Source organism: Xenorhabdus sp. PR6a (assembly GCF_028599065.1).
GTDB classification, from domain to species: domain Bacteria; phylum Pseudomonadota; class Gammaproteobacteria; order Enterobacterales; family Enterobacteriaceae; genus Xenorhabdus; species Xenorhabdus doucetiae.
Map to the genome: position 1 here is coordinate 39470 of NZ_JAQRFJ010000008.1, position 15640 is coordinate 55109.

Below are 15640 nucleotides of genomic sequence, written 5' to 3' on the forward strand. Positions count from 1 at the left end.
TGTTACTGACCCAGCGTCAGGGTTTTCAACATGATGGACTTAGTGGTGTTAAGCACTTCAACGTTCGCCTGATAACTGCGGGAAGCGGAGATGGTATTGACCATTTCCCCGACGACATCCACATTTGGCATACGGACATAACCTTTTTCATCGGCCAGCGGGTGACCGGGCTGATATTCAAGACGGAAAGGGGCAGGATCATCCACGACTTCACTCACGCGGACTCCGCCAATCTCCTGCCCAGCGGGAGCCGCAACGCGAAAGACCACTTGTTTGGCACGATAAGGCTCGCCATCCGGCCCGGCAACGCTATCGGCATTCGCCATATTGCTGGCACTGACGTTTAGTCGCTGGGACTGAGCGGAGAGCGCGGAGCCGGCAATATCAAAAATACTGAGTAGAGACATGCCTATTATCCTTGTGACTGTAGAACTGACATCATGCTTTTGATCTGCGCATTCGTCATCGTAAGTTCGGCCTGATATTTCAGGCTGTTATCGGCAAAATTGCTGCGCTCCATATCCATGTCAACGGTGTTTCCATCCATGGACGTCTGGTATGGCACCCGATATAGCAGATCCATCTCCAGATGTTTTTGAGGTTGAACGGGAATATGCCGATCGGAAGTCAGAGTCAGCCCAATTCCATTCCCAGTTACACGACCCTGTGCCATGACTTTTTTCAGTTGAGCAGCAAAATCGATATCACGCGCCTGGAAGCCTGGGGTATCCGCATTGGCAATGTTGGCAGACAGAATTTCCTGCCGCTGGTTACGGAGTGCCAGCGCTTCTTGTCGAAATTGAAAGGCGGCATCTAATTTATCGAGCATATTCCTCCCTCGGTTTGTTGGTGAAATCTGATGGCGTTAAGCTCCGAACAGCTAACAGAATAAACGCAGAAAAAAAAGGTAATTCGAAGAATAGAAACAAATTGGATTGCTATTTATCCCATTAACGAATCATCAATCGAGTTACACTGTTAGTCTTCAAAAGCAGTAATCTGCAACAGCCATAATCTCCAACAGGTGCTGAATATTTTTTGCAATCATGGTTCGCTAACAGGATTGGGTGGTGGAATGCCTGCATTAAAATTTATCGGGTTCTTTGCCTTTTTCCTTAATCTATTTTTTGTTTTTGGTAGTTCTGTAGCCTGGGGAAGTGACTTACCACAATTAATCAATGACTATTTCAGGCAGATTCATCACACACCAAATCACAAAGTTTCAGTGGAAATAAAAACGCCTGAACAACAATGGCCGACTTGTGAACTTCCTGAAATACAACCGTTAATCAGCAACAAAAATTGGGGTAGCCTTTCCATCCCTGTCGTTTGTGGTCAACAACGCCGTTTTATTCAGGTCTATGTCAATGTTATTGGTCCATATTTAGTTTCCAGGCGAACCATTAACCGTCTTGTATCCCTGACAGAAAAAGATTTCCAAATAAAAACGGGATCCTTAGATAAGCTACCAAACGACATAATCCGTAACAGAAAAGCCATACAAAATGGTATTGCAATCCGCAACATACCTGCCGGACAATTCATTACACGCAATATGATCCGGCGTCCGTGGGCCATTAAAGCCGGACAAAATGTGGTTGTTACTGTAAATGGACACCATTTTCAGGTGCGTTATGAAGGAAAAGCGATTAACAACGCCGCAAGTTTTGATAATATTCGTGTCCGACTGAACTCTGGACAGATTATTACGGGTGAAGCTCAAGAAAATGGCAGTGTAAAAATGATGTTATAAATGGCTAAAGTTTTATTTCTTCACGCCGATATAACCAACAGACTATGATTTACAGGCATGCCAGCGGTATATCGCCTGCTACCTAAGACAAATAAATAATGCCTGATTAAGGATTACGATTATGAGTATTGAACGCACTCAACCTCTACTGGCCATGGCGGCTTTGCAGCAACGCAATGCCAATGAAGGTGCTCAGGGCACTCGCAGAACAGTGGCTGTCGCAGAAAAAAGCGCCGATACACAAGTGAAGTTGAGCGAGGCGCAGAAAAAACTCGTCCAGCCAAGCAGCCAAGATATTAATATCCAGAAAGTGCAACAATTGAAAGAAGCCATTGCAAAGGGAACCCTAACGATGGACAGCGGTAAAATTGCTGATGCCCTATTCAGGGAGGCCCTTGAAAACAGGGAATATGATAAATAAACCATCAAAATCATAAAGAGCCATAAATGAAAGAACTTCAACTCTTGCTTGAACAGCAAAACGCGCACTTAAATTCGCTTTCGCAAACGATGGCAGAAGAACAGCGCATATTGAGCGAAGGCTCTATTGAAGCCAATCATTTACATCGCGTGACGGAACAAAAGACATTTTTACTTTCAGCGCTCAACCACGCTGAACGAAAACGCCAACAATTAAATGAGACGCTGAAAATAAACGCACCTTATGCTGGCTATGAAATATTAGCGGTATTATGGAGTCAAATTAATCAATCTGTTGAACATATCCGTGATTTAAATTCGCATAATGGATTCTTGTTGGATCAATATATTGAATTGAATAGTAAAGCCATCGCTTTTCTAAAAAGTCACCACAGCCCTTCTTTTTATGGTGCGGACGGCCAGGCCCGTCATAATTCAACGCTATCAGGTCACAAAATCAGCGTTTGATAATTCGTTTACTGCTCAAGCAGTAAGCTTTACAGACCTCTTGGTTTATTGGCAATGATAAGGGGTCTGTTTCTGTGTATTTGTTATTTCCTTTTTTATAAGAAGAGAATGATTCTCATTATACTATTGAAAGTTTTTGAATACTAAAACACCATGAGAGCATTATGTAAAAATCATTTCATTAAATGAGCACATTGAGGAAGAAGCTACGTTATCGTTTGGTGCGCCCAAAAACACTTACCTATTATTTTTAAAAGAATAAATATCTTTCAGTGCCACATTTAATATACTGCGATTTTTATTTTCAAGATCAAAGCAAGGTATAAATATGGATACAAGTCTAACTCTTTGAAAGCTATTTAGCTTGATATGCAAAAAATTGATATTACCCTCAATAAGATTAGGGGTAAGTTTAGCCGCGCTAAATTGAAATAGCCCGCCACCAACATTGGGATCAAAAATAAAAAATTTAGCGTCTGACCAGACAATAAAACCTACATGATTAGGGCCAATATATCTATTTGTACTTATTGCATCCTGCTTATCTTTAAAACTCTTCAAAAATAAACTTTGAGACGATAAATCTCTAATTGAATCAAATAAGTAAACACAAGTTAATGCAAACCCTGAATGATGACGATCAAAAGAGTAAACAAAATCACCAAAAGGATATTTTTCGTATGACTGATATTTAATTTGAAGAATTGAAATAATTTGTTCTAAATGACTAAAATTACCCATCACTGTCGGTTCCAGGGTTAGAGGGTTTCTCGTCATTCTTAGCATCTTTGCATACATTTCCGTTAACTCAAACGCTTTTTCCGGTGACAGAGACTCGGACTCACATTCATATAAATTTGCTAATAGATATAAAGAAATGCCTATACACCGACCACATCCGCAGGCAACCTGTGGATTACATTGAGTCAATCCGTGTTGGCTATGTCTGCAAAAATATTGGTCAAACCTGAAAAATTTCTGAGTCATATCCCCCCCTAAAGTAGCATTTTTATATACCCTATAAAATTAAGTGACAGCCCGCAAGACGAAAGCCGCTTATTATCTCCCTACTCATAACTCATGGTGAATGTCGCTGTCGCATTGACTATCCCTTCCTTAACATCACCATACCGATAATAACGCGCTTTTAAAGGAATATTGACCGGTCCTTCTGATAGCGTTTTGATATATTCAATTTTTTGACCAAGAGGAATGGGGGTTGCTTTCTTACCATCCAAAATTTGAATACCAACCCCCCTGGCCGCATTAGGATTCGGATTCAGCTTGATAATCCCCCTTTGGGGATCATAAGCGCCTTGTGAACCCGCCTGCAAGCGCAGGTTAACTTTGATACGTTCGTTGCAATTTAAAGGGATATCAAATGCCTTTTCTGCCGCGGTAGCCCCCACTTTAGGTAATTGCATACTCGTTATCGTTTCCAGTGCTACCGGAATTGGATTGTTATCAAAGGTACAAGATCGTGATTCAACCACGATATTGCCGGTACTGAACTGCCCGACTTCGATAGTTTTCCCCAAACCCGTTCCCCCCGGATTGCTTAAATTTACCGTCGCGGTTGCCACGAGCTGGGGCGGATACTGCCCCGGTTTAACCTGGCCGACACGGTAAAATACCAGTGCAATTCCAACACTTATTCTCCCACCATGATCCCGCAACATAATCGTTTTAAGTACCGTACTATTATTCTCTCCTCGCACATATTTTCTATCGTGAGGATCTCCGGTCAACCCTCTAATCGCATACCCAATGCCACTATTGCCCAAAAGGAAAATTTTTCTGCCATTGAGCGTTATTGATGACGGCACACCATATGCCTTGATACCGAGAACCGCTTGCGTTTTGTCCAGAGATTTCCCTTGACAAGTAATGACTGGGCTTGCTTCCAGCCTCAATCTATTCTCCGATTTTTCCAGCTCCTGACCAGCAGGCATATCAACCGGAAGTGATATCTTATAAGCACTCAATGTTTGCAAGGGAGCGGTACAAGAGACATCAGTATACGTATATCCCACACAGGGGGACAAAAATAGGGGCACAAACCGTAACCCTGATGGAATAGAGATGTTCATGAGTAATCCGTTAGATAAATTATGCCGTACTTGTTAAAAAATGATGATAATTTGCCTTTATGGGTGACAATCGGCCTTTATTGAAATCACCATTGCTTTACTTTTGGGTAAAAGAAAACGCGTTTTACACTGCTCAAACTGGCTTCCCCCCCATTGAACAGATAACTGCCCCTGTTCTGGAACACCGCCGAAATAAACTTCACCACCATTACCCACAATGCCCTGATTTGTCGTCGTAAAGGAACGAGGGGGATTTTCTTCATTCATATTTTCTTCATTCAACGTCGCTATTGCGCCAAAAGGAATGGGTTTGCCACGATACGTCAAAGTAAACAGTACCCTGCGACCGATCCGTGTATGGAAATCAGCCACGACCATCGCTCCCTGTGTTGGAATCACCGTCTGGATATTGGCGCCAATCTCCACCCCCTCCGCAAACGAATCCGGTGACAGGGCAATACGATTACGGTGATAAGGGCTGACATAAGGCAGGACAGCATGACCTTGCCCATCCGTTTCCACGCCGCTGTAGCCAGTCACTTTAACGCCGGTAGCGCCAGACGTTCTGACGAGTACAATGGTCTCACCCAGCGGTTGCGACCAGGTTAAGCCATGACGATGGGCAACTACGCCCCCTTTGAAACCATAGCTAATCTGTTTTGAGTCATCACTGTAGTGATATCCGCCAGACAACACACCGTAACGACCTTTATAGTTAAGATGAAGGTTACTGCTGGTGCCCTGATCATGATGACTGCGGCTCTGTTGCAGGGAGTAATTCAGCCTGCCTAAAGCCGTACCGCTCAGCCCGACGGATTGGTTAATCTCACCCCGACGATTATGATTGATGCTATAAGTTGCCCAGCTACCTGATAGCCAACGGTCAAGCGGAACCTGTACATTGAATGCCAGTTGGTTATCGGCCATTGAGTTGCCTGAACGCATGTTTTGGCTGTAGTTTTGGGTATAGTTTTGGGTATAGTTCAGTGTGTAATGGATATCGGCATAATTCACGCTGTACCCGACATTCAAACTGCGGGTAGTGCCGCTGTTTCCCCAATCATGCTGCAAATAGCCGGAAAAATAGAGGCTGCCATAATCCGATAAGCCTTGGCTCAATGTGAACTGAAATTTATGTTTATTCTGATATGACAGCTCATCATTTGCCGCTCTGTTATTGACGTTCTGAAAATCGTAAAAATGCGGTGAAGGATAATAAGAACCGATCAGAGACAAATTCGTCCCCGTCTGTTCAAAATCCTTGGCATACTGTGCCCGATAGACCCAACCCCGTTGCTGGCCTTGATTGACAATATCAGCCTGTGACTGCGTGATATCAAACGCCAGCGAACCCCAGTGACCAAGACTGTATCCTACACCAACCGCATACGCCTGATAATTTGCAGACAGCAACATACCGCCATACAGCGTTGCGGCATAGGACAAGCCGTAATAAACCTCATTCTGCATAAAGATGGGTTGACGGGCATCTGCATGCGAGTTGCGGTATTCTCCCGCGGTAAAGCGGTATTTGAAATTCCCTTCCCTCAACATCATCGGAATGGATGAAAAGGGTTGCACAAAATGGCGTTCACGACCATCGGCCTCCCGAATAACAACATCCAGATTTCCCCCGGCAGAGGTTGGATAAAGGTCATCAATAACAAAAGCCCCAGGAGGAACATGAGCCTGGTAAATGACGTCACCGTTTTGACGAATAGTCACCTGTGCATTACTTTCTGCGATCCCCCGTACCACCGGAGCAAATCCCCGTTGACTATCCGGCAGCATGTTATCATCCGACATCAGGGTGATACCGCGAAAAGCAAATCCACTAAACAAATCGCCTTGTGTATTTGTCTCACCAACCACAAGCTGGCTCTTCAGAGCATGAATATCACGCTGCAAAGAGGTAGTCAGATTGTCCCAACGTGATTTATCGCCGCTATGTCGGCCAGAATTTCGGCCAAAGTATCGATAGTAGGTGGAATAATTCCGTAAGCGCCAACTTCCCCAATTCAATCCACTACGCAGATTCATATAGACATTATTCGTACCAGAATCATTTTGGCTCCGGGTATCAGCACCATTAAGGTCATAACTCGCCCATAACGCGGGTTCCCCTTGCTGCCAAAGTGACGAATCAATCGCATCACGGGCTGTCGTTGTCATCAAAGCCTGAGGGATGGTGATCAACAGTGTTTGCTGACTGAGTTGCAATGATGCACTGGCATAAGGGATCACATCAGATAAATCAGAAATCTGTTGTTGTGGATTCAAAGCAGGAAAAGCAGAGACATTGACTCCCCAGTCAATTAATTGCTGAACGGATAAAATGGGTTTAAGTTTTTTTTCAGCCCCGATCACAAACTGGATATCTTGTGTATCTTTGTTCTGACCATTGACGCGGATAGTCACCCGGTATGTTCCCGGCGCACTGCCCCCTTTTTCTGAAAAATAACTTAAATCGGGCGGTGGAGCGGACGGATCATGGATTTCCAGTGCATTTAAGTCAAAGAGTTCACCGGCATAGCCAATGGCAGATACCATCAATATCATCGCTGGCAATACTAGCCGCTTACAAACAGCAAAAATAATAACAATCACGACACCCAATACCTTTTGGCTGATAGGTTATTACCTAGGTGATAACGTTTGGTATTGAGGCTCAGTGATGCCACCATAATCATTGATGGCTCGCCAAGTAATGGTATGACCAGAGTTTACAGGTAACGGCCATTGCCGGCTGCTGAATGGCGCCACCATACCCGCTTCCGGTATTAAACTGTTCCCAAGCTTGATGTCATAAAAAGAGACATAAAAAGGCGTTGGATTTTGCACAACCAATTGCCCGGCTTGCCGGGAAAAAATCAGTTGTTGATAAGCCGTTGCGGCGAGTTGTGCTGTCAATCCTTCCGGACGATAAAAGAGTTTTATCCGGTTTTTCAGCGAGACCAACAAACGATTGGTTGCTTCTTCTTTCAGGGCAGGAATGGCCTTAACGTTAAGCCAAAAGACCGACTCCCGATCCCGTGGCAATGTGTCATCGGTCAGAATAATTCGCAGACGGTTTTCTTGCTCCCCATCCAGACGAAACAAAGGCGGTGTGACTAAAAATGGCGTTTTGTCACCCGCAAATTCAGCCGTTGGCGTGAACTTATCAACCCAAGACTGAATAAGATAGACCTCTTCGTTACTGTCATTAATAACGGAAACGGCGACTTCTCGTTGCGAGGCCTCATAGATCACACGGGTGCTACTGAGTGCTATTCCGGCGTGAACAGGGGGAGCGAGAAAAACAGGCAGAAAAAATAACAAGCCCATCAAAAAATGTTTTGACATAACGATATTGAATCCCTACATAAATGCAAAATAAGGGATATTCCCACCCAATAGGGTGGGAATATGGCAAGCGCGATGAAAAAGAAAATAAAAATGTAAGGCGTTGGAATTATTCGTATTCTACAGTAAAGTCGGCGTTAGCCCGCACTAAACCAGATCTAATATTCGCTATTTCTGTTGTTGCTACATACTTAGCAATAAATTGCAATTCCTTAGTCGCATCTTTAGAAGTTAAATTACCCATTGCTACAGGCGCACTTCCTATTTTGATTTGCGTATTATCTGATCTTTTATAAATACCAATTCCAACACCCGTTGCGGGGGAATCCGAAGCAGTATTCGCTAACACAGTGTTATTACCCCGATCCTGAGCACCCGTAAATTTGACCTTCACTGAAGAATCGCCCGACGACTTACAATTACTTAGTTTAATTTTAAAAGGTGTATCACCTTTAGCGTCATTCTTACCTGTAAAATCACCCACGCCAACATCAACCATAGTGACATTACCACCTTCACCCGCTACCGCAGCAGAACATGTTCCTTTTGTCACCTTACCAGTAAAAATAATCTTGCCTGTATTATTCATAGCAAATGCGGAAACAGCCATAGCACCCCAGATTGCCACAATGGTCATTGATTTTATTAATAACTTCATTTTTTATTCCATTTATATTATGCATGTAAAATCCATCGAAATAAAAATACCTTTCGATAAAAAACCTAGAAATGTTAACAACAAATCCAACATATTCTATTTTTAAATTTAATAACCATAATTCCTTGTGTCAGGTATTTTTAATAAATATATCTCCAATAATTGAAATAGTATTGGAGATATATTTATTTCTATACACACTTTACCCGAATATCAGTTCAATTATTTGTTATTTTTTCCTTCAATACCTATAGTCGTATAGGTATAAAAATTAACAAATCAGCTTTTGGTTGAAAACCGATCATTTCGTTATAAATATGTTATTTGGATACTGCGAAGAGAGAATATTCCTGTCTAAAAAAACATAAAATTGGCCTCCACGCCTCATATTATTATAGTAAATTTCACTTATATCAATAGATTATATGATCCAGAATAATAAAATCCATATTATCAAGGGCGCAAAGATACACTAACTCATTTTGTCATTAAAATTGTTATTAACTATTTATTAGTGATTATCAATAGTTAAAACCTATTAAAGTGCATATTTCTATCGTCACATACTGCCAACCACTCAAGATTTTTGATTTTTAGCTCAAATAGCAAGCACAATGAATTGATTACCTCTCCGCCGCGTGGGGAGATAATAGGCTGCTTTTATCTTGCGGGCTGAAACTTGAAGTTTATAGGATATTAATTGTTTTAATATGTTGATAATTAAATTATTAATTATTGGCATAAATGGTTATACATTTATTTAAGCCTTATCCCTGATAAACACCCTATAATGGTTATTATTTATTGATAGGATGAATTTATAACCAAAATAAAAAATCGACTACTATATATTCATATAAAAAATAGTTAAGGCTTATGCTATTGATTTTATTTATGAGCTTAATCATTAAAATTGATATGACTTGGTTTATAAACGTCAAGAAATTATTTTCAGGAGGATAAAAACTGGAAAAAATAACTGAAGAAGATTAACTAAACGTGATTAATCGACAATAAGGTGATCATCTAAACGATCACCTTATTTCATTACCAATATTACCTCGCACCACCAATCGTTGCCGTCATTCTGATTTGACGATTATCGGTAATTTCAAGGTTGGACAGGACAACCAACCGGGGTAATACACGACGCAGAAAACGAGACAACAGTGGACGAAGCGCATGGTTGACCAATAATACCGGCGGGGCGTCTAGCATTTCCTGACGCTCCAGTGCCTCTGCCGCCTGACGCTCCAAACTTTCTGCCAGACCCGGTTCTAATCCGCCACCATTTTGCAGTGCTTGCAGCAGCAATCTTTCTAACCCTGTATCCAAGCCAATGACTTTGATTTCATCCGCACCGGGGAACCATTGTTGAGCAATCGCCCTGCCAAGCGCGATTCGAATCATGGCCGTCAATTCATAAGGATCTTTCTGCACCGGCGCATGTTCTGCCAGTGTTTCAATAATCGTCCGCATATCGCGGATCGGCACTTGTTCCGCCAGCAAGTTTTGCAGAACCTTATGCAGCGTTGTCAGGCTGACAACATCGGGAATAAAATCTTCCGTCAGCTTCGGCATTTCCTGACTGACGCGCTCAAACAATTGCTGTGCTTCTTGTCTGCCGAACAGTTCACTGGAATGCTGGGACAGCAAGTGATTTAAGTGAGTGGCAACAACGGTACTGGCCGCCACAACGGTATAACCTTGCACTTGTGCCTGTTCTCTTAAGCTGTCATCAATCCAGACCGCAGCCAGACCAAAGGCAGGATCGGTCGTCAAGTCACCTTGTAATTCGCCGATGGCACCGCCCGGATTAATCGCTAACCAACGCCCCGGATGAGCTTCACCACGACCAATTTCTACACCTTTCATCAGGATACGGTAACTGGCAGGGGCTAATTCCAGATTGTCACGAATATGCACGACAGGTGGTAAATATCCCACTTCTTGCGCAAATTTTTTACGGATTCCGCTGATACGGCCGAGTAATTCGCCATCCTGACGGAAATCCACCATGGGAATCAAACGATACCCCACTTCCATTCCCAGAGGATCTTCCAGTTGGACATCAGACCATGAGGCTTCTGCGGTTTGTTGCTGTTCTTCTACCGCTTTCATCTCCTCATGCTGTACCAGCAGCGGATTCTTCCCCTTACGCAAGAGGAAATAGCCCCCCCCCGCTAACACAGCCGTAAATAACAGAAAGACGAAATTGGGCATGCCCGGCACTAAACCGAGCAGGCCAAGGACACCCGCACTCAACATCATGACCCTGGGATTGTTGAAAAGCTGGGTAACCATTTGTTGACCCACATCTTCATCCGTCGCGACGCGGGTGACGATCACCCCTGCCGCCGTGGAGATGATTAATGCCGGTAACTGGGCAACCAACCCATCACCGATAGTCAGCAAGGTGTAGGCTTCTGCGGCATCCCCCAGAGACAAACCGTGTTGGGCAACACCAACGATGAGCCCTCCGACAACATTGATCACTAATATCATCAATCCGGCAATCGCATCACCGCGCACGAATTTACTCGCACCATCCATTGAGCCATAGAAATCCGCTTCCTGTGTCACCTCGGCACGGCGTTTTTTGGCTTCATCTTCGCCGATCAATCCTGCATTCAAATCAGCATCAATTGCCATCTGTTTACCGGGCATGCCATCCAATACAAAACGCGCGCCGACTTCGGCAATGCGTCCTGCACCTTTGGTAATGACCATAAAGTTAATCAGGATCAAAATCACGAACACCACGATACCGATCGCGAAATTACCGCCGACCAGAAAGTGACCAAAGGCTTCCACCACTTGCCCTGCCGCTGCCGACCCCGTATGTCCTTCCATCAGGATAATCCGGGTGGAGGCGACGTTAAGTGATAAACGCAGTAAAGTTGAAAACAACAAAATGGTCGGGAATGCGGCAAAATCCAACGTCCGGCGGGTGAACATGGCCACCAGCAAAACCATGATGGATAGCGCAATGTTGAACGTGAACAGGAGATCGAGAAAAAATGGGGGTAGCGGCAATACCATCATCGACAAGATCATCAGGATCAGAACCGGCCCTGCAAGCATTTGCCACTGGGCGCCTTTCATACTTCCCGATAACCGATTCCCCGATAAACGATTTCCCAATAAATGGAACAATGAGGCCAGATTAGCCATGGCGATTATTTTCTCCAGCAAAATCCAGTGCTGGCGGCACTGGCAGATTTTCAGGTTTTTTCGGTTTCAGGCCACCTTCCTGTTTCCAACGTTTCAATTGGTAAACCCAGGCAAGCACTTCTGCGACAGCAGCATAAAGCGCCGCAGGAATAAAGCCACCGACCTCAGCATGGCGAAACAACGCCCTTGCCAAAGGTGGGGCTTCCAGTAATGGGATGCGGTTTTCCGCACCCATTTCTTTGATGCGTAAGGCAATGAGTCCCGCCCCTTTTGCCAACACTTTGGGGGCACTCATTTTTTTGCTGTCATACTGCAAGGCAACGGCGTAATGCGTTGGGTTAGTGACGATGACATCCGCCTTCGGCACATCCGCCATCATGCGTTTACGCGCAGCCGCCCGCTGTTGTTGACGAATTCTTGCCTTTACATGTGGATCCCCTTCTTGCTCCTTAAATTCATCCTTGATCTCCTGACGGGTCATTCTCAATTTTTTCAGGTGGCTGCGGATTTGATAAAGCACGTCAAACGCCACCATGGGTATCAACATAAATAAGACAATATAACCGGCAAAAATCAGCATCATCATGGAATCGCTCAACGCTATCAGCGGATGCTGGGCAGTCAGGTTGAGCATGGCAGGCCAATTATGCCAGATAAACAGGGTCGAACCGCCTCCCACCAGTGACGCCTTCAAAATAGCTTTGAACAGTTCCGCCAGCGCATTCATGGAGAAAATTTTCTTTAAGCCAGAGACAGGATTCAATTTAGCCAGGTCAAATTTGATGGATTTTGAGCTGAATATCAGCCCACCCATCAACGCGGGCGCACTGAGGGCAATCAATACCAATCCGATAAAAACCGGCAATACTGCCCAAACGGCCTGTTTCAGCAAGCGGCCAACTTGTTGCACTATCTGTTTGTCGTTGCTGACCATGTTATGGTCGAAGTTGAATCCTTCAAACACCATCAGGGAAAGTTCATGCGTGATCGACTGTCCGCTCATCCAGAGCAGACTGACCCCTCCCGCCAGCATCAGGATTGAGGTGAGCTCCCTGGAACGCGCAATTTGCCCCTCTTTACGGGCTTTTTCCCGTTTATGGGGCGTGGGTTCTTCGGTTTTTTCGAGATCGCTATCTTCAGCCACAGCTTTCCTTGGTGAGCATTCGTGATGACATGCAGAAAATTTGCCTTTAGGAAAAGGCAAATAAAATTGTGTTAAGCATGACAAAAGCTCAGAAATTTAATGGCGGGAACACGGCGAAATTTGCAGGGGTATTTGAGGCATTATAATCACTATCTTGAATTGAGATGGCGATTATCAGCCATCTCTGTGTGTTTGCTTAATCCGTTTTAACGGGTGCCTTAATATCAATACTCTCGGCATTAACATCACGGATATGATCTTTGGTCAAACGATAGACAACCGGACTGAGAAAGGCAATCGCTATCAGGTTAGGGATCGCCATCATGGCATTGAGGGTATCCGCCAGCAACCAGACAAAAGTCAATGACTGAGTGGCACCAATCGGCAATGCGATAATCCAGGCGATACGGAAAGGCACGATGGCTTTTGGTCCCAATAAATACTGGATACATTTCTCACCGTAGAAACTCCATCCCAAAATGGTGGTGAAGGCGAAAACAGCCAAGGCAACAGCAACGATATAGTTGCCCCCTGGGATCACAGATGAGAAAGAAGCCGCCGTCAATGTTGCGCCTGTCTGGCCGGTTAGCCAGCCGCCTGTCATGATAATGGTCAAGCCTGTCACCGAGCAAACAATAATCGTGTCAATAAAGGTTCCCAGCATGGCAATTAACCCTTGACGAATGGGGTTTTGGGTTTTTGCGGCCGCGTGGGCGATAGGCGCGCTTCCCATTCCCGCTTCGTTAGAGAATACACCACGAGCGATACCAAAACGGATCGCCGCCCAAACGGCGGCACCGGCAAATCCCCCCTGTGCGGCAAGGGGGGTAAAAGCAGATTTGATGATTAAAGCCAATGCGTCGGGGATGGCGGTAGAATTGAGCGCCAGAACGATAACACCTGCCCCAAAGTAGCCGACTGTCATAATGGGTACTAATTTACCGGCAACATCGGAAATACGCTTGATGCCACCAATCAGTACGGCGCCAACCAAAATGACCAGAATTCCGGCGGTGATGGTTTTTTCGATCCCAAAGTTACTTTGCAGGACGTCCGCGACGGAGTTAGCTTGCACGGTATTACCAATACCAAAGCCGGCAATACTGCCGAAAAAGGCGAAAAGTGTTCCCAGCCAAACCCATTTTTTCCCCAAACCATTTTTGATGTAATACATTGGGCCGCCAACGTAATTCCCTTTTTTATCGGTTTCACGAAAGCGTACCGCCAACACCGCTTCTGAATATTTCGTCGCCATCCCCACCAATGCGGTCATCCACATCCAGAACATGGCTCCCGGCCCGCCCATAACAATGGCGGTCGCCACACCTGCGATGTTTCCCGTGCCGATTGTCGCTGACAGTGCTGTCATTAGTGCGTTAAACGGTGAGATTTGGCCTTCACCCCGTTGTTCATTTTTTTGGAAAAGTAGTCTGAATCCCGTGCCTAATTTACGGATCGGTAAAAAGGACAAGCGGATTTGCATGAAGATACCAATACCCAAAAGCCCAATTAGCATAGGAACTCCCCATACTACCCCATTTAGTGCAGCTAACCATTGTGTAACCAGTTCCATAGACACCCTCAGTATTTAATGCAACAAATCAGCAACAAAATTATTTCAATTAAATAAAGAGCATTTTGGGAAAATAAGCGAGGATTAATTGAGTATCTTTAGCGAGAAAAAATTGATACTGTGAGTTAAGTCACTCGTTTGGGTTACTTCTTATCAACCTTATTGATAATAATTCTTATTACATTACTTTTTCTGCTAACCCCCCAAAAATCAAATTATTATCTCAATATTGAGCAAATTAAAAGTTTTTTATAGCGAATATATCGGTATTATGCCTAATATACCCTATAGACCTCAAGTTGCAGCTCGCAAGACAAAAGCAACTGACTATCTCCCCACAACGCGGGAAGATACATATAACGAGTACAAATAGTTTCAAGAGTAACTAAAGGATTCTCAGTGGCAAGAGTAGGTTACATCAGAGTGTCGACAAGTGACCAAAACAGCGATTTACAAAGAAACGCGTTAGTCAGTATTGATTGTGAGCTGATTTTTGAAGACAAAATCAGCGGGAAGACGGCTAATCGTCCGGGGTTAAAACGCGCCTTAAAGCATCTTAAGTCCGGCGATACACTGGTGGTCTGGAAACTGGATCGGCTGGGGCGCAGTGTGAAGAATCTGGTCACGCTCATTTCCGAACTGCATGAACGTGGCATTCATTTTCAAAGCCTGACTGACAGTATTGATACCAGTACGGCAATGGGGCGATTTTTCTTTCATGTGATGAGTGCACTGGCAGAAATGGAACGCGAACTGATTGTGGAAAGAACCAATGCAGGTCTGGCCGCCGCACGGGAACAGGGGCGAATCGGTGGACGGCCAGTGGTGTTTACTGAGGAAGCCCGGCAACAAGCCGCCAGATTACTGAATAAAGGACATAGCCGGAAGCAGTTGTCGATTATTTATAACGTGTCGTTGTCAACGATTTATAAATATTTACCCGTGGGGAAAGAAGTTAGTAGTACATGCTGCAATTAATGGCCTTATGCTGTTTTCCCACGGTAAAGCCATTTAAAAT

The 15640-nt window shown here is 44.4% G+C and carries 14 protein-coding genes; 4 read left to right on the forward strand and 10 right to left on the reverse strand.

What is annotated here, in order from left to right; all coding sequences use genetic code 11:
• Window positions 1-2: 2 nt before the first annotated feature.
• Together flgC and flgB are read right to left on the reverse strand one after the other, a co-directional pair.
• Window positions 3-407: a flagellar basal body rod protein FlgC gene (gene flgC, locus PSI15_RS03755; RefSeq protein WP_273582361.1), complete on the reverse strand. Its 405-nt coding sequence runs from the start codon at window positions 405-407 to the stop codon at window positions 3-5.
• A 5-nt stretch (window positions 408-412) separates the two neighbouring features.
• A complete protein-coding gene (gene flgB / locus PSI15_RS03760) occupies window positions 413-829 on the reverse strand; it encodes a flagellar basal body rod protein FlgB (protein WP_273582362.1) in 417 nt (138 codons plus the stop codon).
• Between the two features lie 246 nt (window positions 830-1075).
• Between flgB and flgA the strand changes: the two genes are divergently transcribed.
• From flgA to PSI15_RS03775, 3 genes are all read left to right on the forward strand, one after another.
• Window positions 1076-1753 (forward strand): flagellar basal body P-ring formation chaperone FlgA, encoded by a 678-nt coding sequence (gene flgA, locus PSI15_RS03765; RefSeq protein ID WP_273582363.1) that lies wholly within the window; start codon window positions 1076-1078, stop codon window positions 1751-1753.
• 121 nt (window positions 1754-1874) lie between these two features.
• Window positions 1875-2174, forward strand: coding sequence for a flagellar biosynthesis anti-sigma factor FlgM (gene flgM / locus PSI15_RS03770; RefSeq protein WP_273582364.1), 300 nt, complete (start codon window positions 1875-1877; stop codon window positions 2172-2174).
• Window positions 2175-2200: 26 nt separating this feature from the next.
• The gene (locus tag PSI15_RS03775) at window positions 2201-2641 is read left to right on the forward strand and encodes a flagella synthesis protein FlgN (RefSeq protein ID WP_273582365.1); all 441 of its coding nucleotides are present in this window, start codon (window positions 2201-2203) and stop codon (window positions 2639-2641) included.
• A 237-nt stretch (window positions 2642-2878) separates the two neighbouring features.
• Here PSI15_RS03775 and PSI15_RS03780 read toward each other — a convergent pair whose 3' ends face one another.
• From PSI15_RS03780 to PSI15_RS03815, 8 genes are all read right to left on the reverse strand, one after another.
• Window positions 2879-3628, reverse strand: coding sequence for a hypothetical protein (locus tag PSI15_RS03780; protein WP_273582366.1), 750 nt, complete (start codon window positions 3626-3628; stop codon window positions 2879-2881).
• 80 nt (window positions 3629-3708) lie between these two features.
• Complete coding sequence (locus tag PSI15_RS03785; protein WP_273582367.1) at window positions 3709-4731, reverse strand: fimbrial protein; 1023 nt, start codon at window positions 4729-4731, stop codon at window positions 3709-3711.
• A gap of 57 nt (window positions 4732-4788) precedes the next feature.
• Window positions 4789-7338, reverse strand: a complete 2550-nt coding sequence (locus tag PSI15_RS03790; RefSeq protein WP_273582368.1) for a fimbria/pilus outer membrane usher protein — start codon at window positions 7336-7338, stop codon at window positions 4789-4791.
• Window positions 7339-7368: 30 nt separating this feature from the next.
• Window positions 7369-8055 carry a fimbrial biogenesis chaperone gene (locus PSI15_RS03795; RefSeq protein ID WP_273582393.1) on the reverse strand — a complete coding sequence of 229 codons (687 nt, stop codon included), beginning with the start codon at window positions 8053-8055 and terminating at the stop codon, window positions 7369-7371.
• Window positions 8056-8182: 127 nt separating this feature from the next.
• Window positions 8183-8731, reverse strand: a complete 549-nt coding sequence (locus PSI15_RS03800; RefSeq protein ID WP_273582369.1) for a fimbrial protein — start codon at window positions 8729-8731, stop codon at window positions 8183-8185.
• A gap of 1056 nt (window positions 8732-9787) precedes the next feature.
• Window positions 9788-11905, reverse strand: a complete 2118-nt coding sequence (gene flhA / locus PSI15_RS03805) for a flagellar biosynthesis protein FlhA (protein ID WP_443256067.1) — start codon at window positions 11903-11905, stop codon at window positions 9788-9790.
• Window positions 11898-13049 (reverse strand): flagellar biosynthesis protein FlhB, encoded by a 1152-nt coding sequence (flhB, locus tag PSI15_RS03810; protein ID WP_273582370.1) that lies wholly within the window; start codon window positions 13047-13049, stop codon window positions 11898-11900. Before flhB ends, flhA begins: the two co-directional genes overlap by 8 nt.
• 196 nt (window positions 13050-13245) lie before the next feature.
• Window positions 13246-14622: an alanine/glycine:cation symporter family protein gene (locus PSI15_RS03815; protein WP_273582371.1), complete on the reverse strand. Its 1377-nt coding sequence runs from the start codon at window positions 14620-14622 to the stop codon at window positions 13246-13248.
• Between the two features lie 399 nt (window positions 14623-15021).
• On the opposite strand from PSI15_RS03815, the gene PSI15_RS03820 reads away from it, so the two are divergent.
• Window positions 15022-15600, forward strand: coding sequence for a recombinase family protein (locus PSI15_RS03820; RefSeq protein ID WP_273582372.1), 579 nt, complete (start codon window positions 15022-15024; stop codon window positions 15598-15600).
• Window positions 15601-15640: the final 40 nt, after the last annotated feature.

Excerpts from the sequence above, each read along its gene's own strand:
- flgC (WP_273582361.1), bottom strand. The coding sequence starts at position 407 with ATGTCTCTACTCAGTATTTTTGATATTGCCGGCTCCGCGCTCTCCGCT.
- flgB (WP_273582362.1), bottom strand. The coding sequence starts at position 829 with ATGCTCGATAAATTAGATGCCGCCTTTCAATTTCGACAAGAAGCGCTG.
- flgA (WP_273582363.1), top strand. The coding sequence starts at position 1,076 with ATGCCTGCATTAAAATTTATCGGGTTCTTTGCCTTTTTCCTTAATCTA.
- flgM (WP_273582364.1), top strand. The coding sequence starts at position 1,875 with ATGAGTATTGAACGCACTCAACCTCTACTGGCCATGGCGGCTTTGCAG.
- PSI15_RS03775 (WP_273582365.1), top strand. The coding sequence starts at position 2,201 with ATGAAAGAACTTCAACTCTTGCTTGAACAGCAAAACGCGCACTTAAAT.
- PSI15_RS03780 (WP_273582366.1), bottom strand. The coding sequence starts at position 3,628 with ATGACTCAGAAATTTTTCAGGTTTGACCAATATTTTTGCAGACATAGC.
- PSI15_RS03785 (WP_273582367.1), bottom strand. The coding sequence starts at position 4,731 with ATGAACATCTCTATTCCATCAGGGTTACGGTTTGTGCCCCTATTTTTG.
- PSI15_RS03795 (WP_273582393.1), bottom strand. The coding sequence starts at position 8,055 with ATGGGCTTGTTATTTTTTCTGCCTGTTTTTCTCGCTCCCCCTGTTCAC.
- PSI15_RS03800 (WP_273582369.1), bottom strand. The coding sequence starts at position 8,731 with ATGAAGTTATTAATAAAATCAATGACCATTGTGGCAATCTGGGGTGCT.
- flhA (WP_443256067.1), bottom strand. The coding sequence starts at position 11,905 with ATGGCTAATCTGGCCTCATTGTTCCATTTATTGGGAAATCGTTTATCG.
- PSI15_RS03815 (WP_273582371.1), bottom strand. The coding sequence starts at position 14,622 with ATGGAACTGGTTACACAATGGTTAGCTGCACTAAATGGGGTAGTATGG.